Source organism: Pseudomonas sp. MYb2, assembly GCF_002979955.1.
Taxonomy (GTDB): domain Bacteria; phylum Pseudomonadota; class Gammaproteobacteria; order Pseudomonadales; family Pseudomonadaceae; genus Aquipseudomonas.
Map to the genome: position 1 here is coordinate 23,894 of NZ_PCQC01000013.1, position 20,264 is coordinate 44,157.

General features: G+C 59.0%; 22 protein-coding genes and 1 tRNA gene. 7 read left to right on the top strand and 16 right to left on the bottom strand.

What is annotated here, in order from left to right:
• Positions 1-7: 7 nt before the first annotated feature.
• From CQ009_RS20325 to CQ009_RS20335, 3 genes are all read right to left on the bottom strand, one after another.
• Positions 8-418 carry a low affinity iron permease family protein gene (locus CQ009_RS20325; RefSeq protein WP_064388505.1) on the bottom strand — a complete coding sequence of 137 codons (411 nt, stop codon included), beginning with the start codon at positions 416-418 and terminating at the stop codon, positions 8-10.
• Positions 419-540: 122 nt separating this feature from the next.
• Positions 541-1,080: an AidA/PixA family protein gene (locus tag CQ009_RS20330; RefSeq protein ID WP_105708423.1), complete on the bottom strand. Its 540-nt coding sequence runs from the start codon at positions 1,078-1,080 to the stop codon at positions 541-543.
• Positions 1,081-1,205: 125 nt separating this feature from the next.
• Complete coding sequence (locus tag CQ009_RS20335; protein ID WP_016982769.1) at positions 1,206-1,709, bottom strand: inclusion body family protein; 504 nt, start codon at positions 1,707-1,709, stop codon at positions 1,206-1,208.
• A gap of 376 nt (positions 1,710-2,085) precedes the next feature.
• On the opposite strand from CQ009_RS20335, the gene tam reads away from it, so the two are divergent.
• Positions 2,086-2,856, top strand: coding sequence for a trans-aconitate 2-methyltransferase (gene tam / locus CQ009_RS20340; RefSeq protein WP_105708425.1), 771 nt, complete (start codon positions 2,086-2,088; stop codon positions 2,854-2,856).
• Positions 2,857-3,085: 229 nt separating this feature from the next.
• On the opposite strand, the gene CQ009_RS20345 is transcribed toward tam, so the two are convergent.
• Positions 3,086-3,814 carry a bifunctional 2-polyprenyl-6-hydroxyphenol methylase/3-demethylubiquinol 3-O-methyltransferase UbiG gene (locus tag CQ009_RS20345; protein ID WP_105708426.1) on the bottom strand — a complete coding sequence of 243 codons (729 nt, stop codon included), beginning with the start codon at positions 3,812-3,814 and terminating at the stop codon, positions 3,086-3,088.
• 572 nt (positions 3,815-4,386) lie between these two features.
• Here CQ009_RS20345 and CQ009_RS20350 point away from each other — a divergent pair.
• Positions 4,387-4,749, top strand: coding sequence for a DUF6124 family protein (locus CQ009_RS20350; RefSeq protein ID WP_064388498.1), 363 nt, complete (start codon positions 4,387-4,389; stop codon positions 4,747-4,749).
• A gap of 86 nt (positions 4,750-4,835) precedes the next feature.
• Here the strand turns inward: CQ009_RS20350 and CQ009_RS20355 are convergent, their stop codons facing one another.
• From CQ009_RS20355 to CQ009_RS20380, 6 genes are all read right to left on the bottom strand, one after another.
• On the bottom strand, positions 4,836-5,240 hold the full coding sequence (locus tag CQ009_RS20355; protein WP_064388546.1) for a type II toxin-antitoxin system HicB family antitoxin: 405 nt from the start codon (positions 5,238-5,240) through the stop codon (positions 4,836-4,838).
• Between the two features lie 214 nt (positions 5,241-5,454).
• Positions 5,455-5,528: transfer RNA gene (locus CQ009_RS20360), tRNA-Gly, on the bottom strand.
• Positions 5,529-5,686: 158 nt separating this feature from the next.
• The gene (locus CQ009_RS20365) at positions 5,687-6,571 is read right to left on the bottom strand and encodes an alpha/beta fold hydrolase (protein ID WP_105708428.1); all 885 of its coding nucleotides are present in this window, start codon (positions 6,569-6,571) and stop codon (positions 5,687-5,689) included.
• Between the two features lie 316 nt (positions 6,572-6,887).
• Positions 6,888-7,580, bottom strand: a complete 693-nt coding sequence (locus CQ009_RS20370) for a pseudouridine synthase (protein WP_105708431.1) — start codon at positions 7,578-7,580, stop codon at positions 6,888-6,890.
• Positions 7,581-7,613: 33 nt separating this feature from the next.
• A complete protein-coding gene (locus CQ009_RS20375) occupies positions 7,614-7,844 on the bottom strand; it encodes a cysteine-rich CWC family protein (protein ID WP_105708433.1) in 231 nt (76 codons plus the stop codon).
• On the bottom strand, positions 7,837-9,324 hold the full coding sequence (locus tag CQ009_RS20380; RefSeq protein WP_105708435.1) for a sensor domain-containing diguanylate cyclase: 1,488 nt from the start codon (positions 9,322-9,324) through the stop codon (positions 7,837-7,839). Before CQ009_RS20380 ends, CQ009_RS20375 begins: the two co-directional genes overlap by 8 nt.
• Before the next feature lie 326 nt (positions 9,325-9,650).
• Between CQ009_RS20380 and CQ009_RS20385 the strand changes: the two genes are divergently transcribed.
• On the top strand, positions 9,651-9,902 hold the full coding sequence (locus tag CQ009_RS20385) for a hypothetical protein (RefSeq protein ID WP_105708438.1): 252 nt from the start codon (positions 9,651-9,653) through the stop codon (positions 9,900-9,902).
• Between the two features lie 180 nt (positions 9,903-10,082).
• Entirely contained in the window at positions 10,083-10,490 is a 408-nt protein-coding gene (locus CQ009_RS20390; protein WP_064388490.1) for a hypothetical protein, read from the top strand.
• Between the two features lie 67 nt (positions 10,491-10,557).
• Here CQ009_RS20390 and CQ009_RS20395 read toward each other — a convergent pair whose 3' ends face one another.
• Entirely contained in the window at positions 10,558-11,670 is a 1,113-nt protein-coding gene (locus tag CQ009_RS20395) for an enoyl-CoA hydratase/isomerase family protein (RefSeq protein ID WP_105708440.1), read from the bottom strand.
• A 132-nt stretch (positions 11,671-11,802) separates the two neighbouring features.
• Here CQ009_RS20395 and ung point away from each other — a divergent pair, with 132 nt between their 5' ends.
• Complete coding sequence (gene ung, locus CQ009_RS20400; RefSeq protein WP_064119805.1) at positions 11,803-12,495, top strand: uracil-DNA glycosylase; 693 nt, start codon at positions 11,803-11,805, stop codon at positions 12,493-12,495.
• Between the two features lie 85 nt (positions 12,496-12,580).
• On the opposite strand, the gene CQ009_RS20405 is transcribed toward ung, so the two are convergent.
• From CQ009_RS20405 to CQ009_RS20425, 5 genes are read right to left on the bottom strand one after another with little or no spacing between them, the layout of a single operon-like run.
• Positions 12,581-13,615, bottom strand: a complete 1,035-nt coding sequence (locus CQ009_RS20405) for an AbrB family transcriptional regulator (protein ID WP_105708441.1) — start codon at positions 13,613-13,615, stop codon at positions 12,581-12,583.
• Positions 13,608-15,122: a tripartite tricarboxylate transporter permease gene (locus tag CQ009_RS20410; RefSeq protein WP_105708443.1), complete on the bottom strand. Its 1,515-nt coding sequence runs from the start codon at positions 15,120-15,122 to the stop codon at positions 13,608-13,610. Before CQ009_RS20410 ends, CQ009_RS20405 begins: the two co-directional genes overlap by 8 nt.
• Before the next feature lies 1 nt (position 15,123).
• A complete protein-coding gene (locus CQ009_RS20415) occupies positions 15,124-15,582 on the bottom strand; it encodes a tripartite tricarboxylate transporter TctB family protein (protein ID WP_064388483.1) in 459 nt (152 codons plus the stop codon).
• Between the two features lie 56 nt (positions 15,583-15,638).
• Positions 15,639-16,616 (bottom strand): tripartite tricarboxylate transporter substrate binding protein, encoded by a 978-nt coding sequence (locus tag CQ009_RS20420; RefSeq protein WP_034153137.1) that lies wholly within the window; start codon positions 16,614-16,616, stop codon positions 15,639-15,641.
• A gap of 53 nt (positions 16,617-16,669) precedes the next feature.
• Positions 16,670-17,962 (bottom strand): OprD family porin, encoded by a 1,293-nt coding sequence (locus CQ009_RS20425; RefSeq protein ID WP_105708445.1) that lies wholly within the window; start codon positions 17,960-17,962, stop codon positions 16,670-16,672.
• A gap of 236 nt (positions 17,963-18,198) precedes the next feature.
• Here CQ009_RS20425 and CQ009_RS20430 point away from each other — a divergent pair, with 236 nt between their 5' ends.
• Positions 18,199-18,870 (top strand): response regulator, encoded by a 672-nt coding sequence (locus tag CQ009_RS20430; RefSeq protein WP_007898613.1) that lies wholly within the window; start codon positions 18,199-18,201, stop codon positions 18,868-18,870.
• Positions 18,863-20,248: a sensor histidine kinase gene (locus tag CQ009_RS20435; protein ID WP_064388479.1), complete on the top strand. Its 1,386-nt coding sequence runs from the start codon at positions 18,863-18,865 to the stop codon at positions 20,246-20,248. The genes CQ009_RS20430 and CQ009_RS20435 overlap by 8 nt, the downstream gene beginning before the upstream one ends.
• Positions 20,249-20,264 lie beyond the last annotated feature (16 nt).

A 20,264-nucleotide genomic window follows, 5' to 3' on the forward strand; every position in this document is an offset into this window, starting at 1 on the left:
CTAACCATCAGCACTCATTCAAATCCTGCTTGGACTTGCTCTTCTCACCCAACCCCTCAAGATTAAAAACCTCACCCTCGCCCAACGAGCGGTAGTGCCTGCGCAACGCCTCCAACTGCTTCAAATCCAGCGCCTCCAACCCAAGCATCGCGTTCTGCGCCTCTTTCGTCACCAGCAGTAACTCATCGATCTTCAAGTGGAGGATGTCGGTGTCGCGGTTCTGCGTGTTCTGAATCAGGAACACCATCAGGAACGTGATGATGGTGGTCGAAGTGTTGATGATCAGTTGCCAAGTGTCGTTGTAATCAAAGACCGGCCCGCTCAGTCCCCACAACCCGATCAGGATCAATGCGCCCATGAAGGTCTTGGGACTACCGGCCACCATCGCGAGCTTCTGGGAGATTTTTGCGAATTTCATAGCGGTGTTCCTTATTGGGGGGAGTGCTTGAAATTCAGACATTGGCGGGATTGGGAAAATTCTACTGATGTGTGAAATGTCTCTGAAAAACCGGCCTCCCGACCGGTTTCAGTATCAGTACTCTAAGCCTCGAGTTCGACGTCGACGTTCCAGTGGAAGTAACCCACCACCTCGCACTGCTGATTGACCAGCATGAAACTCAGTTCGCATTGCACATCGCCAGGTTTCTTCGGCGTGCAGGTCCAATAATGATCGTCAGCTTTTCGACTGCCCGGCGTTGTCGGGTCGTCCGGGTTGGGCGCGGGCACGGTCAGGTCGGTATGAATTTGCAAGTCAGGTTCGGAAAGCACGTCGCTGTCAGCCACTGTCATCCGGTACACAACCACACTGTGTTCGGCGATCAGGCTGACGGAGCGTCCGCGGAAGTGCAGGTCGCGGTCAATCTCAACGGGGATTGTTACTTTGCTGTCATTTATGACTATATCTTTCGAGTCATTACCTATGGCGAAAAAGATCAGCCCATCGGTAATGCTCGTCGGTGCGGCGGCGTCCAGGCTTGGGTTCGGATAACGCGCCAGTACTGATTCAGCGTCGACGATCAGCAGCACATTGTGTGCGCTGGTAACGCCGGATGATGGTGACGGAATCGGTTCGCTAGTCATCATGGCTTCCTTTCATGATGTTGGCAGGAAACGACAGCCGCTTCGGTCAAGGCAAGACATCCTGTTCCGGCCGGGGCGGCGACGGATCGGTCGGGCCCCCTGTCTCCAAGGGGCTCGGAGCGTCATCAGTTGTGAATGGAGATGAACGGATCCCACGAGCAGCAGCCGATGATCTGGCAGTTGCGATCGACGATCAGGAAGTGGAAGTGATACGTCACGCGACCACAGTCCAGGGTTTCGGATGACCAATAGTGGTTGTCGACTTTCTGGCAGCTTGGCACGGATGGATTGCTTGTATTGGGCACAGCTACGCACGCTGTGGCCTTGCGCGGGGAGGGGGGCGAGATCAGGTTCTCCCCGGCGTTGGGGATGAATTTGTAGAAAATCACCGCCTGTTCGAAGCTCTGCGACAGGCTGGTTTCGCGCCAGCGAATCAGATCGCCGACCTGAGCCTTGAGGTCCAGTTCGCCACCGGCCTGGCCACTGACGACGTTGTCCTGATTGGTGACCATGTACACATGTTTCCAATCGATCAGCGTGGGGTTCTTCGGATCCTTGCTGATGTTTGGATACTTTTTCAGAATGGTTTCGGTGTCGATGGAAACCAGAATATCCGTCACTCGAGACATGGTGATGCTCCTTTTTCATAGTGAACGTCGAACTGCAATCCAGTCACGACGATGCTTGCTTGCCGTATGGCTTTTGCCAGCACACTACTGGGGGAACCCACTGATCACGAGAAATGAACAGGCCGTGCTCCTTGCACGAAATCGACTGATTCGGGTTCCTTCCGATTGCCGCTCCTTGACTATAGGTACGATTTTTTAGCTGTCAAAATCGCTTTTGTCCGGCTCGACGGACGGTCGCCGAATCCAGAAGGTCCGACCTATTGGCTATAAGCAGGCAGGCCGGTCTGACACCGTTTGAAATCGAGCCGCTGTGGAACTGCTCGCTGCGCACCCTGTATCGTGACGAACCGCTGAAATGTCCCGACAGGAGAACGCAATGAGTTGGTCCGCCAAACAATACGTCGCTTTCGAAGATGAACGCACCCGCCCGGCCCGCGATCTGCTTGCGGCGATTCCCACGCCTGAAGCGCGAACAGTGGTCGATATCGGTTGTGGTCCCGGTAACTCGACGGAGTTACTGGTGCAGCGTTTTCCCAGGGCGAAAGTCAGCGGGCTGGACAGCTCGGCGGACATGATCGATGCCGCACGCAAGCGCTTGCCAGAGTTGCAATTCGAGGTGGCGGAGATTGATAAATGGGCCGATTCAGGCCCGTTCGATGTGATCTTCGCTAATGCCGTATTGCAGTGGGTGCCGGATCACGCGACGTTGTTGCCGGCGTTGGCCAGCAAGTTGTCGGCGGGTGGCAGTCTGGCGATCCAGATGCCGGATAACCTCAATGAATCCTCACACCGCTTGATGCGTGAAGTCGCCGCGAATGGTCCGTGGGCGAGCAAGCTTTCAGGCGCTGCGGGGCAACGTACCGACATGGCGAGTGCCAGTGATTATTTCTCGATGCTGCGGCCACACTGCGCTCGGGTCGATGTGTGGCGCACCACCTATCACCATCAGCTGTCTGGCGGGGCGGCGGGGGTGGTGGAGTGGTTCAAGGGGAGTGGGTTGATTCCGTTTTTGAATCCGCTGACCGAGGCGGAAAAGGCGCAGTACCTGGAGCAGTATCTGGCGGAGGTCGGGAAGGCTTATCCGGCGTTGGCGGATGGTTCGGTGCTGTTGCCATTTCCCAGGTTGTTTATCGTTGCGACACGTTGAAATGAGTCGGACGTGTTGTTCGGCTGGGAATTTCGGGTGCGCTTTCGGACGGCCCCCTCATCGGGACGCCGCCCGCCCAGCCCTCTCCCTAGGGAGAGGGAGAGGGAGCCGAGTTGTGTTGTTTCCAAACCTGAGTTCGCCTCGATTTTGCACGTCGGCGTAGCTCAGGAGGGCAACTCGGTCAGTCCCCTCTCCCTCTGGGAGAGGGCTAGGGTGAGGGGCTTTAAGCTCAGCGCTGCACCGCCACCAACATCATCATCGGCCGTTCCCGCTCTTCCGCCAGCGCCGGTTGCGCCGCGACTTCAGCATCGCTCGGCCCCCATTCATTGACATGTCGAATCGTGAACCCCGCATCGATCAGCGAATTGAGCAATGTCCCAACCGTACGATGCTGCTTGATCACGCCCTCAGCCAGCCAGTTCGTCACCCGCTCACCCTCCAACTGATAGCTGTCCAGCGGCCAACGCTTGTTACCTTCAGCGTCAATCAACCAACCCGGATTGCGCGGCGCCATGAAGATCGGATGCTCAATGGAAAACACAAAATGCGAACCCGGTTTCAGCGCCGCGTACAGGTGCGCAAACAGCCCCGGCAGATCCTTGATGTAGTGCAGCGCCAGTGAGCTGTAAGCCAGATCAAAACTGCAGACGGGTAGCTCGAGCTGTTCCAGATCGGCGCGCTCATAACTAATGTTCGTCGCCGTCGTGGTCTCCCGCGCCCGCTCCAGCATCTTCTCCGAGACATCCAGCCCCAAGACACTGGCCGCGCCATTCTCAATCGCCCAGCGACTGAACCAGCCATAACCGCAGCCCAGATCCACCACATTCAAACCGTGCATGGATGGCAACAGCGTCTTGAGCGCAGGCCACTCCGGCGCCGCGTCGAGGCCGCCGATGGAGCGGTTCATCTGGCTGTAGCCTTGAAAGAATTCGGGATCGTCGTAAATGTTTTGCGTCATGGTGAAGTGCTCTTTTGAGTTCGATCGTCAGCGGCAACGTGGCCGCGATTGGAATCCCTCGAAAGTGATGGCGCGTATTCGTCGATGGCCGCGCAGGGGGAGGGTGGTGGTCGATGGGGAAATGCTAGTCGGTTGGGCGAGAGGTGAAAACCGGCGGAGTGTTGTGGGTCTGTAATGTCGGGGAAAACGCTATGTTTTATCGCCGCGTAAACATCTTCCGGGCGAAGTGTTTAAAGGCGTGCAGTGTTACGTCCTGAAGCCTACAAATCCTTGCGCCGTTGCCTACCGCTAAGCCAGACTCCGCCGGCTTGTGCGCTTTAGGGGCGGTCGGTAACTTGGTTCGCGTCACTGATTTCCAGTGATCGGGTTTAGTAGCCCGGAATCCTCAATCTAAATAGCTGCATGAGTACCACTCAGTCAGGCGAATGCTTGCACCTGATGGTGGCTGTGCGCATGGCGCCCTCGGGTGCGCCGGATTTGGATTGGGGTCCGGTCTACTAACTTGCGCACAGCTGCCACCCATCCGTTTAGTAGCGAGATCGGTTGCGGCCTTACTAAAAGGTCTCAATCCAATGTTCAAAGTTACGCCCAATCCGCCGGAAACCGATCCGGCATCCCCCTACGAATCACCCAACTCAAAGAAATTCCACGAAGCCGCCGAACGCGCCCTCGACCACTATCTCAGCCCTACGGCCAGAATCATGGGTTCCACCCACGAACCCGAACCGATGTACCTCGCCAACCCTACCTACGACACCGAGTCTCTGCTGGCCAACGCCAGCGAAACCCTCGGCTCGGCCACCACCATGCTCAACAACTTCGCCGCGTTGCTCGACACCTCACACCGCAAGACTGCACTCGGCATCGCGCAGGTCGTCATGTTGGGAGAATTGGCGGTGAATCAGGCACTGGATAAGGTCGTGCCAGCGGGGTAATCACAAAATCGTCGAGGTGTAGCAGACACAAAAAAACCGGCTCTAAAGGCCGGTTTTTTGTAATTGCGGCTACAGACATTCACGATTCAAGGCGCCAACATCCGCAACGCCGCCGAAGTCAAAAACGCCGAACGATTCTTCTCCTCCGGATGATGGTGAACGTGAAGATCAATGCGCTCAAGCAGGTAGCCCGGCAGCGTAATACTCACTTCTTGCGGACTCCCGAGGCACCGACCGACATCCGCGTCCACCAACGCCCAAACGCAGCCTGCGTATTTCGGATTGGAGAAGTGAGTTCCAGGTTTCCCAGCGACCGGAATGGCTGCACCACTTTCCGCCAGAATTTCGATGTGGGCCTCTATGGCCGCTTTTGCCATCTCAATGGCATCCTCTTGATCATCTCCGGCAGAAAAACATCCTGGCAGATCCGGCACCTCAACACCCCAGGCACACTCACCGTCACTGGCAGAGATTGCGATTGGATAGAGCATCTGGATAATCCCCTTGAGCACGCAGCGCTTCTTATCGTTAGAGAGATCAAAGGGTAAGGGGAGATGGCGTATCTGCAATCAACGGTGTGTTTCTGAATGGTTCTGCACCCAATTGGCAAACCTCAAATCCCAGCCACAAAAAAACCGGCCCTATGGGCCGGTTTTTCTATCCTGCATCCCCCGTCAAAATCACAACGTGAGACCAATATTCGAGTGGAGCGGGTAGAGGGAATCGAACCCTCGTCGGAAGCTTGGGAAGCTACTGTTCTACCATTAAACTATACCCGCTCAGAGCGGCTGACTTTGTACCAGACTCGGCCACGGATTTGAAGTTTTTCTTTTACTCATGAACGCTTTGAATCACTGCAAACGGTCAATCGCGGGCGAGCACTGCGGTGAGAAAAGCAAAATCCCAACCCTGCAGTCTCGCGCGCGATGACACTTTTTCAAATGGCGAATGCATGTTGATCCTGAACAAACGAGTAACGCGTTCGGCTGGTCTGCTGCGCCGGTTTCAGAAAGCCGAGCAGGGCGTTCTGGCTATCGCGGCAAGCGGCCTTGTGCTCCATATCGAGAAAATGCCCGGTGGCTTGCAGCGTGGTGAACGTGCTCTGGGCTACGTGGTTGCCGAACAGGCGTGCGTCTTCGGCAGCGGTGTATTCGTCCCATTCGCCGTTTAGAAACAGCACCGGCACGTTGATCTTTTTCGCTGCGTTCAGATAGCACTGCCGATCGCTGTGCAGTACGTCGCTGATGTGGAAGTGCATCTGCCCGTATTCGTGCTCGGCGAGGCTGCTGACGTGGCGATAGTTGAAGCGTTTGAACAGTGATGGCAGGTGTTTGCCGATGGTGCTGTTGACCAGATGGCCGACGCGGTCGCCGTCGCGCTGGCCGAGGTAGTCGACACCGCGTTCGAGGTAGTCGAGCATGTGCGCGTTGATCACTGGCGAGAACGAGCTGATCACCGCCCGTTCGATGCGCCGTGGCTGGTGGGCGAGGGCGACCAGGGTCGCGGCGCCGCCCCAGGAGAACGACAGCACGTGTTCGGCGGCGAAGTGGTCGATCAACTCGAGCAGAATCTGCCCTTCGACGTCCTTGGTCAGATGTTTCTCGTGGCGGTTGTGGGCTTTTGACCGGCCCGCGTAGGGCTGGTCGTAGCAAACCACGTTGAATTGCGGGTGCAGGTTTTTCACAGTCTGTGCAAACGACGCAGTCGTGGCCATCGAGCCGTTGACCAGGATGATGGTCTTTTCTGCGGCGTCTGCGCGATAGAACTCCGTGTAAACCCGATACTGACCCTGTATATCCAGCACAGCGATTTCTGGCCTCATGTCATAAGACTCCTGGCAAGCAAGCGGGTATGCGCGCAAATAGACATTGCACGAGCTTTGTGACAGGTAGGCATACGCCTGGAATTTGCTTGGCCCATGTCGATCCGTTACGGCAGGTCGACGGGTATTGTTATTGGCGGGCAGTCTGCCGGCTGAGGCGAAGCCCTGAGGCTTACGACCGGCAAAAAGTTTCTTAGAAGTATGTTGTGACTCGTCGGTCACAATCTGGCCGACGTCCTGATTCAAGCAGGGGAGTAGGCATCGCGCAAGTGCCGTTGGTAAATTGTTCGACAACTTCTGCTGAGCGGTCGCCGGCTTAGAACAAATGGATCTCTTCGGTGCGCAAAGGGCGGTACTCGCCCGGTTTTAGCGCGTTATCGAGCAGCAGCGGACCCATGGATTCACGGTGCAGGCGCAGGACTTTGTTGTTGAAGAAACCAAACATGCGCTTCACCTGATGGTAGCGGCCTTCGACGATGCTAAGCCGCGCCGAGCGTGGGCCGAGCAGCTCCAGTTGCGCCGGCTGCGTGGTCAGGTCTTCGAAGGCGAAGTAAATCCCCTCGGCAAAGGTGCTCGCATATTGCGCGCCAATCTCCTGCTCGGTCTCGACGTAATAGACCTTCGGCAATTTGGTCTGCGGCTGGGTCAGGCGGCGCGACCACGCGCCGTCGTTGGTGATCAGCATCAGGCCGGTGGTGTTGAAGTCCAGGCGTCCGGCGATGTGCAGGTCGTCCTTGTCCGGTTCATCGATCAGGTCGAGCACAGTCGGATGCTGCGGATCACGGGTGGCGCTGACGCAACCCGGTGGTTTGTGCAGCATGAAGTAGCGTGCCGCTTTGCCGCTTTGCAGGACTTCGTCATCGACTTCGACGCGACTGAAATCCAGCACCTCGCTGTGCGGATCGCTGACGATTTTTCCGTCAATCCGCACGCGCTTTTCCACCAGCAACAGGCGAACCTGCTGACGGTTGTAGCGGGGCAGGTTGCTGAGAAAACGGTCGACGCGCATGTTCAGAGTTCGGTGAATGAAGGGCCGCGCATCTTACGGGATCGGCCGCTTGGCCGCTTGCAGTTGCGCCTCGACCTGCGCGCAACTCGGGCACAGGCAGGATTGGTTGCGCAGCGCTGGCGGCAGCGCTTCAAGCACGGCCGGATCGATGCTCACGCCATAGCACCAGCAGTCGCGGTCGGCGGTGCGCGGGTCGGCCAGGCTGCAGTCGTTACGGGCGCCGCAGGCCGGGCAAAGGTCGGGTTTAACGTCAGAATCAGGCATAAGTCGAGTGAGGCATTTCCACGCAGGTGCGATTGCGGCCGGTTTGTTTGGCTCGGTACATCGCATGATCGGCCCGCGACAGCAGGCTGTGCAAGGTGTCATCGCGTTGCAGGGCGGTGGCGCCGATGCTCACGGTCAGATGGAGTCGGTGGCCGTCGTAGGCATATTCGTGTTGTTCGACGTGTTGGCGGATCTTCTCGGCAATTTTCTGACCGGTGTTGCCGTCGGTGTCCTTCAGCAACACGATAAATTCCTCTCCGCCCCAGCGACAGACAATGTCGGCATGGCGCAGGCAGCTTTGCAGATCGCGAGCGAAACCGATCAACACCTGATCACCGGCCATGTGCCCGTAGGTGTCGTTCAACACTTTGAAGTGATCGAGGTCTAGCAGCAACGCCGTGAGCGGTTTGGTTTCGCGTTGCGCTTCGTGCAGAGCCTGTGCGGCGAGAATGTCGAAGCCGCGACGATTCGGCAGTTCGGTGAGGCTGTCGAGGGTGGCTTGAGCCTGAATTTTGCTTTGATAGCGCTTGATCACGCTGTTGAGCAGCGCCAACACGATCAATGTCACCAACAGGCAGATCAGCAGATTCAAATACAGCGAGTGTTTGATTTCACTCAGTGCGCCGTCTTCGCGTTTATCAACAAACAGGTACCAGTTCAGCTCCGGGATAAACCGCACGTTGAGAAAATGCCCTTGCCCGTGGGCGGAATACTCGTAGCTGCCGCTGTGAGGTTTGGGCAACTGGCTGACCAGGCTTTTCATGCTTTCAAGTTCGCCGAGGCTCTGGCCGATGCGCGCACCTTGCGGGCCGCCTTCGGCACCGGTCAGCACCAACCGGCCAAAGGTGTCGACGAAGTACACGCTGCGTTGATAGCGCTGTTGATACTTGTCGATCAGCTTGATCACCGCGTCCACGGTCAGACCGACCCCGGCCGCGCCGATGAAGCGGTTGTGGTAGTCGTAAACCTTGTAGTTGATGAAGAAGGTCAGGTTGTCCTTGTTGGCCAGATCCGGGTCGACGTTGATCTCGTACGGATCCTTCATGTCACGCACGCGGAAGTACCAGGCATCGCGCGGTTCATCGACCTTGACCTGCTTGAGCACGCCTTTGGCGTGGTAGTAAGTGAGGGTGCTGTTGGAGACGAAGAACGCGGTGTAGGCGCCGTAATGGGTCATGACCTCGTCGAGGTAGCGGGTCATTTGCTCGGGATTCTGCTCGCCGTTGACCACCCAGTCGCGCATGAAGGTATCGCGGGACATCATCGAGGAGATCAGGATTGGCCGGACGAGGTCTTTCTGGATTTCCGAGTAGACCGTATCGGACGTCAACGGCAGTTCGGTGTTGACGATGTTGTCGCGGATCGAGGCGCGGGAGGCGTAGTAGCTCAGCAAAGACGTGGCGAGAAACCCGACGCCGAGCAGGGCGATCAGTGTCAATACCAGCGAACGTTGGGAGTACAGCGCAGATCGATGCGGCATGGCAGTTCCGTTGGCAGTGGCCCGATGGCAAGCATTCTAATGGCACCACGGGGAAATAACTGCTCCATGTGCGGCGCGAATGGTCGTTCCTGGCGCAAAGCCAATCTTGTAGGAGTGAGCCTGCGCGCGATTGCAGTGTGACATTCAGTGAAGATGTGGCTGATACACCGTCATCGCGAGCAGGCTCACTCCTACAAGGTTTTGCGATGGCGCGGACACCGCTGATCTGAAGCCATCGCGGACTGGGCACTTGATTGATCCGCCCCAGTCAAACGTGTGTCGGCTGCTCTGTTCCGTTGCGGCCGTGGGTCTTTCAGGAGGCCGCCATGCGTGTTCAGAAGATGTTGCTCGGCGCGGTTCTGGTTTTCGGTTTGTCCGGTTGTTATTACTACGCCGGCCCTTACGATGCTTACCCCGCCACCTACTACTATCCCGGCTATTACTCGCCCAATTACTACGGTGGTTATTACGGCCCGCGTTACTACAGCGGCCCCCGCTATTACTACGGTGGCTACGGTTATCGCGGCGGTTACGGACGGGGTTATCACGGCGGCGGATATCACGGTGGGCACCATTAATCAGCGACTGAATGACGGCGTTTTGCGGATGAACAAGGTTTCATAGATCACTTGTTTCAACTTGTTGCAGGAACGCACCAGATGCCAAAAACGCTGTCTGATTTTTCGACAGTCACCGATTAATTGACTGTCGCCTGCCAGCGTCGCTGGTGTGGCCAACCCGCGGTCCAGGAGGCCGCCATGTATAGACGAATTCTTCTGCTTGCTGCGTTGATGTTTTCCGTTGCCGGTTGCGTCCCGTACTCCTACGCGGACTCGTATTACAGCTCAGAGGTCTACACATCACCTGCACCGGCCTACTACAACACGGGTGGCACGTATTACAACGGTGGCAGCAGGTATTACGCGCAGCCACGCTATTACCAACCAGCTCCGCGGTATTACCAGCAACCGCGCTATTACCAATCGGCGCCGCGTTACTATCAACCGGCCCCGCGTCACTACGAAAGCCGTCGCTGGCACGGCAATGATCGCGGCCGCTGGGATGGCCACCGTCGTGGCGGTTGGGATAACGATCACCGCGGTCGTGGCAACTATGACCGACACAGTGGACGCGGTGACCACAATGGACGTGGCAACCGCTGGTAATCACCTGCCAACAGAAAGCGGCGCATAAAGCGCCGCTTTTTTTGTGCCTGAATTTCGTCCGAGAAAGTCAGTACTGCGTCAAATCCGCCAACGGATGCCGCCCCTCCCAGACCTTGTGAAAGTGCGCCTCAACCACCGCTTCCGGCACATGGTTGATATCCGGCCAATGCCAGTGCGGCTTCTGATCCTTGTCGATCAATCGCGCGCGAACCCCTTCGCTGAACTCCGGGTGCCGGCAGCAATTGAGGCTCAGGGTGTATTCCATCTGAAAGACTTCGGCCAGCGACATGTGCCGGGCACGGATGATCTGTTCCCAGACCAGGTGCGCAGTCAGCGGCGAGCCTTCGCTCATGGTTTTCGCCGCGCGGGCGATCAGCGGGTCGCTGCTGTCGCGTTGCAGGCTGATGGCTTTCCACGCACAGGTGACGTCACTGACATCCAGCAACTCATCAATCTGCTGGCGACGCGGCAGCCACTGCGCTTCGGGCATTTGTGCCACGGCTTCCTGCTGCAAAGCCTTGAGCAGGCTGTTGAGCTGCATGTCCGTCTGTTCCTGCCAATTGAGCTGCAGCAGGCCTTCGATCAATTGCGGCTGTTGTTCGTCGAGCAGGAAGCGGTCGGCCAGATCCAGATCGATCGCATCCTGACCATTCATGTGCGCACCGGTGAGACCGAGGAATAATCCGAGCTTGCCCGGCAGCCGTGCGAGAAACCAACTGGCGCCGACGTCGGGATACAGACCAATGGTGATTTCCGGCATCGCCAAGCGGCTGCTTGGTGTGACAATCCGCGTACTGGCGCCTTGCAACAGGCCCATGCCGCCGCCGAGCACATAACCGTGACCCCAGCAGATCAGCGGTTTCGGATAGGTGTGCAGGCTGTAATCCAGACGATATTCCGCGCTGAAAAACTGCGCGGCCAGCGGTGGTACTTCGCCGGGGTGAGCGCGACAGGCTTCCACCAGGCTGCGCACCTCGCCGCCAGCGCAGAACGCTTTGGCGCCATTACCGCGCAGCAGCACGCAGACGATTTGCGGATCCTTGGCCCAGGCGTTCAACTTGTCGCTGAGGGCGTTGATCATTGGCAAAGACAACGCGTTCAGCGACTTTTCAGCATCCAGGCTGGCGATACCGATGCGGGCGCCGTCGGTGCCGGTGAGTTCTTCGAAGTGCAGATTCATCGTGACCTCGATTGGGAATTTGAACGATCAGTATGATCGCTGTGGGGGAAAGTGCCGGATCTGCGTCAGATCAATTGACAAGCGTGGCCGGCTTTCCTAGGGTTCGCCCCATTGTTTTTGCCGGGTATGACCATGACTGCTGACGACCGTATCAAACTCGAACCGAGCTGGAAGGAGGCACTGCGTGCTGAGTTCGACCAGCCTTACATGGCAGAGTTGCGCCAGTTTCTGCAGCAGGAGCGGGCGGCCGGCAAGGAAATCTATCCGCCGGGGCCGATGATTTTCAACGCACTGAATTCGACGCCGCTGGATAAGGTGAAAGTGGTGATCCTGGGCCAGGACCCGTATCACGGCCCGGGTCAGGCCCACGGTTTGTGCTTCTCGGTGCAGCCGGGTGTGCCGGCGCCGCCGTCGCTGGTCAACATCTATAAAGAGTTGAAGCGCGATCTGAACATCGACATTCCCAATCACGGCTACCTGCAGAGCTGGGCCGATCAGGGCGTGTTGATGATCAACACCACCATGACCGTCGAGCGCGCCAACGCCAATGCGCACAAGGACAAGGGCTGGCAGTTCTTTACTGACCGGATCATTGAACTAGTCAGCGAGCGCCAGCCGCATCTGGTGTTCATGCTCTGGGGCGCGCATGCGCAGAGCAAACAGAAGCTGATCGACGCGACCAAACATCTGGTGCTGACGTCGGTGCATCCGTCGCCGTTGTCGGCGTATCGCGGGTTTTTGGGTTGCGGACACTTTGGCCGCACTAACAAGTTTCTTGAGCAGAATGGCGAGACGCCGATCGAGTGGCGTTTGCCGCCGATTTGAAAAGCATCGCGAGCAGGCTCACTCCTACAGTTGGAATGCGTTCCCCTGTAGGAGTGAGCCTGCTCGCGATGGGGGCAACTCGGTTTTATTCGGGATTACGATTCCAGTACTTGAACAACGGCTCCGCCAGAAACAGCACAAACAACAACCGCATCACCTGCATCGCCGTCACCAACGGCACCGACAGTTGCAGGGTCTCCGCCGTCAGACTCATCTCGGCAATTCCGCCGGGCATCATGCCCAGCGTCAGCGAGCGCAGATCCAGATGGGTCAGCGCACTCAACCCCAACGCCGCCAGCGTGGCGATCAACATGGTCAACGCCGTGCCAATCAACGTCCGCCCCATGAAGGAAGGCGCGCGGCGGAAGAACTGCCGGTTGAAGTGACAGCCCAAGCCGCTGCCAATCAGCCACTGGCCAATCTGACTGCCACCATTGGGTAAACCGATGTGCAAATCCCAGCCAATGCTCACCGCCGCGCTCACCAGCAACGGCCCGAACAGCCACGGATTGGGTTGGCGCAAACGCTGCCAGAGCCACGCGAGCAAACCACCCGCCGGAAACAGAATCGCCAGCCAGCGCCAATCGACGCTGCCTGCGTGAGAAATCGGTGTGGCGTCGCCGAGCAAATACTTGAACGCGGCTGGCACACACAAGACCACCACCAACACCCGTAAACTCTGCCCCGCCGCAACATGACTGAGCATCGCGCCATTGCGCGCGCCGAGGTTGACCATCTCCCCGGAACCGCCCGGCATGCTCGAGAAAAACGCTGTGGCGCGATCTTCACCGGTACGGCGCATCAACCACACGCCCACCACCGCCGAGACACTGGTGACCAGCGCGCCAAAGAAGATCAAACCGAAATGACTGAGCACCTGCTCCATCACCAGCGGGGTGAAGTGCAGGCCAATGCCGATGCCGACAATCCACTGGCCGCACTTGCGGCCGCCAGGGATTTCGGTGAGTTGCCATGGGGTCAGGCAGCGCACGAGGATGATCGCCAGCAACGAGCCGACCATCCACGGCAGTGGCCAGCCGATCTGGCTGGCGAGGTAACCGCCGAGCAGACCGACCAGCGGGGTTCCCCACCAGGATTTCAGTGAGGCGCGATCAAACATCGGCAATGGCGCGACGCGCGACCGAACGTTTGCGCCAGATGCGGATCAGCGGGAAGGCCAGCATCAACGCGGTCAGCATCCAGACACCGAAGGTGATCGGGCTCGACCAGAGGATTTCCAGCGCACCGTTGGAAATCGACAGCGCACGACGCAGGTTCTGCTCCATCAGACCACCGAGGATGAAGCCCAGCAGTACCGGCGACAACGGGAAGTCGAGCTTGCGCAGGATGTAACCGAAGATGCCGATACCGACCATCAGGAACAGGTCGAACGTGGTCGCGTGTACCGCGTAAACGCCGATCCCGGTGATGATCGCGATCACTGGCACCAGCGCCCAGTTCGGCACGGCGAGGATGCGGGTGAAGATGCGGATCATCGGAATGTTGAGGATCACCAGCATGATGTTGGCGATGAACAACGACGCGATCAGGCCCCAGACGATGTCCGGTTGTTGCTGGAACAGCAGCGGGCCCGGGGTGATGTTGTACAGCGACAGCGCGCCGATCATCACCGCCGTGGTGCCCGAACCTGGCACGCCCAGCGTCAGCATCGGTACCAGTGCGCCACAGGCCGAAGCGCCAATGGCGGTTTCCGGAGCGGCGAGGCCACGGGCATCACCCTGACCGAATTTGCCGCTGGCACCGGCAATGCGTTTTTCGGTCATGTAAGCCACGGCGCTGGCCAGCGTCGCGCCGGCACCCGGTAGCACGCCCATGATGAACCCGAGCAAGCCGCAACGAATGTTCACCACGAACACCGACGAGGCTTCCTTGAAATTGAACATCATCCGCCCGGTGGCTTTCACCGCTTCCTGGCCGCGATGGGTTTTCTCCAGCAGCAGCAGGATCTCGCTGATCGAGAACAGGCCCAGCACCAGCACGACGAATTGGATGCCGTCGGTGAGGTGGATGTTGTCGCCGGTGAAGCGGTACACACCGCTGTTGGCATCGATGCCGACGCTCGACAGGAACAGACCGATCAACGCAGCGATGAAGGTTTTCAACGGTCGATCCCCGGCCATGCCGCCGAGGCAGACAATCGCAAACACCATCAGCACGAAGTATTCCGCCGGCCCGAAAGCAATCGCCCATTTCGCCAGCAGCGGGGCGAACAGCACCATGCCGCAGGTGGCGATAAACGCGCCGATGAAAGAACTCCACGCCGACAGCGACAGTGCCACACCGGCCAAGCCTTTACGGGCCATTGGGTAACCGTCGAGGGTGGTCATCACGGTCGATGCTTCGCCCGGAATGTTTAGCAGGATCGAGCTGATCCGACCGCCGTATTCGCAGCCCAGATACACCGCCGCGAGCAGAATCAACGCCGATTCCGGCGGCAGGCCGAGAGCGAATGCGATCGGGATCAACAACGCCACGCCATTGATCGGGCCGAGGCCCGGGAGCAGGCCGACGACGGTGCCGATCAGCGTGCCGGTCAGAGCCGTGACCAGGTTGTACGGGCTCAGCGCGACGCCGAAGCCTTGACCCAAATAACCGAGGGTATCCATATCAGTTCTCCAGCACGTCGAGCAGGCCAAGGGGCAGCGGGACTTCCATCACGCGGTCGAACAGCAGGTACAGACCGATGGCCATCAGCGTGGTCACCACGATGCTCGGCATCCAGCGACCGCCGTACAGGCGCGCCATCGGAATGCCGATGAGGATGCTGCTGAGGATGAAACCCAGCGGTTCGAAGAGGCCGGCGAACACCAGCAGCAGTGCGACGCAAATGGCGATCTTGGTCAGGGTTTCGCGATCCAGTGGCGGCTCGTCTTCACTGTGTTTGATCGGCGCCGGGCGGAACACCATGTACAGCAGCGCCGCGCCCATCAGGCCGAGCATCAGCAGAGGGAAGGCGCGCGGGCCCACCGGTTCGTAGGAAAAAGCCGCTTGGTACGGCCACGCCATCAGTGCCAGACCGGCGCAAACCAGCAACAGCACGGAGGCGAAAATGCGTTGAATAAGCATGGGAGCTCCTGTGCCGCGTCCCCGCAACCGGGAACGCAGCCGCTAGACAGAGACGATCACTGGATCAGGCCGAACTCTTTGGCCAGCACTTTGTAGTCCGCGACCTGCTTCTTCACGTAGGTGTCCAGTTCCGGGCCGGTCATGGCGAACGGGAACAGTTCACGCTGATCGCGCAGCTTGGCGAACTCATCGGAGGCCAGCAGTTTGTCGAACGAGTCTTTCCACCAGGCGTAGTCTTCATCGCTGACTTTTGGCCCGAGGTAGAAACCGCGAACCACCGGCCAGACGATGTCGTAGCCTTGCTCGCGAGCGGTCGGAATGTCTTTCATTTCCGGCTCGTCGAGACGCTTGTCGGCGAACACCGCGAGCAGACGCATGTCACCGCTCTGGATGTGCGGCATGGAGTCGGAGATGTCGGTACTGCCGACCTGGATGTGGCCACCGAGCAGGGCGGTGGCGATTTCGCCGCCGCCTTCGAGGGCGACGTAACGCAGGTCACGCGGGTTGATCCCGGCAGCCTTGGCGATCAGTGCGGTTTGCATCCAGTCCTGGCTGCCGACGGTGCCGCCGGAACCGATCACCACCGAGCTTGGATCTTTCTTCAGCGCTTGAACGAGATCGTCGAGGGTCTTGTAGGGCGAATCGCTTTTCACCGCGATGGCGCCGTAGCTGGTGCCGACCGCCGCCAGCCAGCGCACGTTGGTTTCATCGAAGCGACCGAACTTGCCTTGGGCCAGGTTCAGCAACGAACCGCTCGACCATGCGACCAGCGTGCCGGCATCGGCAGGGCGCTGCGCGACCACGGCGTTGTAGGCTACCGCGCCGACACCGCCGGGCATGTAGGTGACGCGCATCGGTTTGCTCAGCAGCTTCTGGTTGACCAGTGCGCTCTGCACCAGTTTGCAGGTCAGGTCGAAACCACCGCCGGGGGACGCCGGGGCGATACATTCCGGACGTTTCGGTTCAGCCATCAGTTGGCCGGCAAACAGGATGCAACTGGCGGCCAGTGCAACTTTACGCAGTGACAGGTTCATTCGATTCTCCACGGGCATTGTTGTTATTCGACGTGTTTTTCACTTACGGGCATTTACCAAAGGGCAACGCTGTAGCTCACCAGCAAACGCACTTCGTCTGCATCGCGAGCCGAGTAATTGGAGCGGTAAGTGGCATTACGCAAACGCACGGCGACATCCTTCAAGGCGCCGCTTTGTACTACATATTTGATCTCGGTGTTGCGTTCCCACTCTTTGCCTTCTTCACCGTTCTTGAGCTTGATGTTGTCACCGCTCAGGTAACGACTCATGAAGCTCAGGCCTGGAATGCCGAGTTTGGCGAAGTCGAAGTCGTAGCGCGCCTGCCAGGAGCGTTCTTCGGCGCCGGCGAAGTCGTTGATCTGCACGAAGTTGACCAGATACGGGTCGCTGCCATCGACGTAAGGGAAAGCGCTGTCGCCAGACATGTGCTGATAACCGGCGCTGAACTTGTGCCCGCTCAGCGCGTAGCTGACCAGACCGTTGAGCGAGCGGTTGTCGATCTCGCCGCCACGGGCTGCGCCTTGGTCATCGCTGACGGCAAAACGCAGATCGGTGGCAAACGTGCCCGGGCCCATCGGCCGCGAGGCGACCAGGCCGAAGAAGTGCTGGTTGTAGACTTCGTCGAGTTGGGCGAAGTGGTAACTGCCGGTGATCTTGTCGGTGAACTTGTAGTCCACTCCGCCAAAATCAAAGTGCTTGCCGGCAGCAGTGCCGGCAAAACGGCTGTTCTTGTTGTTGAGGGCGATGTCCTCGAAATCGGTGCTGTCGCGATCCTTGGCTTTTTCCAGACGGCCGCCGGTGAAGGTCAGGTTCCTGATCTCTTTGGAGGTCAGCAAACCGCCTTCAAAGGTCTGCGGCAGGATGCGCCCGTCATTGGGTTTGAGGATCGGCAGTTCGGGAATCAGGCTGCCGATTTTAAGTTCGGTGGCAGATATTTTCACTTTGCCGGTCAGGCCGACTTTGGAGTACTCATCCGCCGCGCGCCCGTCGTCGTGGGTTGGCAGCAGGCCGGTGCCGGTGCGGTCCGGACTCGAATCAAGCTTGACGCCGAGCATGCCCAACGCATCGACACCGAACCCCACGGTGCCGTCGGTGTAACCCGATTGCAGATTGAGCATGAAACCCTGGGCCCATTCGTCACGCTTGGATTGCTGCGCGCTGGTGCCATCGCGAAAGTCGCGGTTGAAATACATGTTGCGGGTTTCGAAGGTGGCGCTGCTGTCTTCAATGAAGTCGGCAAAACTCAGCGGTGAAAAACCGGCAAGGACGGCGGCACTGGCGAGGGCGGTGTGGCTGAAACGGGAAGGGCGGACAGGCGTGGAAGCCTGAGGCTGCATGGACAGCATGCGGGTGTACTCCGTTTATTGTTCTTATTGGTCGAAAACGCTTCGTGGCGTTTTTCGTAGCGCTGTGTGGCAGCAGCGACGGCAGTCGGGACTGTCCGTGGGCCGACTCTAACCGGCTAACCTTTCACTAACCTTTCAGCTGACTTTCACGGTTTTCGGGCTTCACAGCGGCGGTTGCGGCTGTAAACTCCGCGGCAAAGCGTGGCGTCGGCCATCCCTGAACGAGGTAAAAATCCATGCGTGTTCTGCTCGTCGAAGACCATCTGCAACTGGCCGAAAGCGTCGCCCAGGCGCTCAAGAGCACCGGTCTGACCGTGGATGTGTTGCACGATGGCGTAGCCGCCGACCTGGCCTTGAGCAGCGAGGAATACGCCGTGGCGATTCTCGATGTCGGCCTGCCGCGCATGGACGGTTTTGAAGTGCTGGCGCGGTTGCGCGCTCGTGGAAAAAATCTGCCGGTGCTGATGCTCACCGCGCGCAGTGATGTGAAGGATCGCGTCCATGGTCTCAATCTCGGTGCCGATGATTATCTCGCCAAACCATTCGAACTGACGGAACTGGAAGCGCGGGTCAAAGCCCTGTTGCGTCGCAGCGTGCTCGGCGGCGAGCGTCAGCAGCGCTGCGGCGTACTCGCCTATGACCTCGATACCCGACGCTTCACCCTCGGCGAAGAACTACTGACGTTGACCTCACGCGAGCAAGCGGTGCTGGAAGCGCTGATCGCCCGGCCAGGACGGGTGATGAGCAAGGAACAATTGGCCGCGCAGGTGTTTGGCCTCGACGAAGAGGCCAGTCCCGACGCCATCGAGATCTACGTGCATCGCTTGCGCAAGAAACTCGACGGTCAACCAGTGGCGATCGTGACCTTCCGCGGCCTCGGTTACCTGCTGGAAAGCCGCGATGCATAAGCCCAGCAGCCTGCGCTGGCGCTTGCTGTGGAACCTCGCGTTATTGCTGGTGGTGTTGATGCTCGCCAGTGGTTTGAGTGCTTACTGGAATGGTCGCGAAGCCGCCGACACGGCATACGACCGCACTTTGCTGGCCTCGGCGCGGACCATCGCTGCGGGTCTGTCGCAACGTGACGGCACATTGAGTGCCGATGTGCCTTACGTCGCACTCGACACCTTCGCTTACGACAGCGCCGGGCGGATTTACTATCAGGTCAATGACATCCATCAGAAGCTGATTTCCGGCTACGAAAACCTGCCCGGCCCGCCGCCGGGGACGCCGCGCACGGACAGTTATCCCGCGTTGGCGCGCTTCTACAACGCCACCTACAAAGGGCAAAACGTGCGTGTGGTCAGCCTGCTCAAGGCGGTGACCGAACCGAACATGAACGGCATGGCGGAAATCCGCGTCGCCGAAACCGATGAGGCTCGGGTAAGCATGGCGCGCAGTCTGGCGGCCGATACCTTGCTGCGATTGGGTATGTTGGCGATCGGTGCGTTGCTGTTGGTGTGGTTCGCGGTCAGTGCGGCTTTGCGCCCGTTGGAGCGCTTGCGTACAGCGGTGGAAGAGCGTCAGCCCGACGACTTGCGGCCGCTGCCATTGGTTGAAGTGCAGCATGAGCTGTGGCCGTTGGTCCGTGGACTCAATCATTTCACCGAGCGCTTGCGCGGGCAGTTCGAACGGCAGGCGCAGTTCATTGCCGATGCGGCCCATGAGTTGCGTACGCCTTTGGCAGCGCTGAAGGCGCGGCTTGAGTTGGGCCTGCGCTCCAACGATGCCGAAGTCTGGCGCTCGACGCTGGAGTCTTCGGCACAAAGCACTGATCGCCTGACCCATCTGGCCAATCAGTTGCTGTCGCTGGCGCGAGTCGAAAACGGCGCCCGGGCGATCGCCGAGGGTGGCGCGCAGTTGCTCGATCTGAGTCAGTTGGCCCGAGAATTGGGCATGGCCATGGCGCCGTTGGCGCACAAGCGCGGGGTGGCGCTGGCGCTGGAGGCGGACGAACCCGTCTGGCTGCGCGGTGAGCCGACGTTGCTGAACGAGTTGCTGAGCAATCTGGTGGACAACGCGCTGGCGCACACGCCACCGGGCGGCAATGTGATTTTACGCGTGACGGCGCCGGCGGTGCTTGAGGTCGAAGATGACGGGCCGGGGATTCCGCTGGAAGAGCGCGATCGGGTGTTCGAACGGTTCTACCGGCGTAATCAGCAGGTCGCGGGTTCGGGGCTGGGATTGGCGATTGTCGGTGAGATTTGCCGGGCGCATCTGGCGCAGATCAGTCTGCATGATGGCGAGCAGGCGGGGTTGAAGGTGCGGGTCAGTTTTATTGCCGGGTGACTTGCAGTGTTTTTGT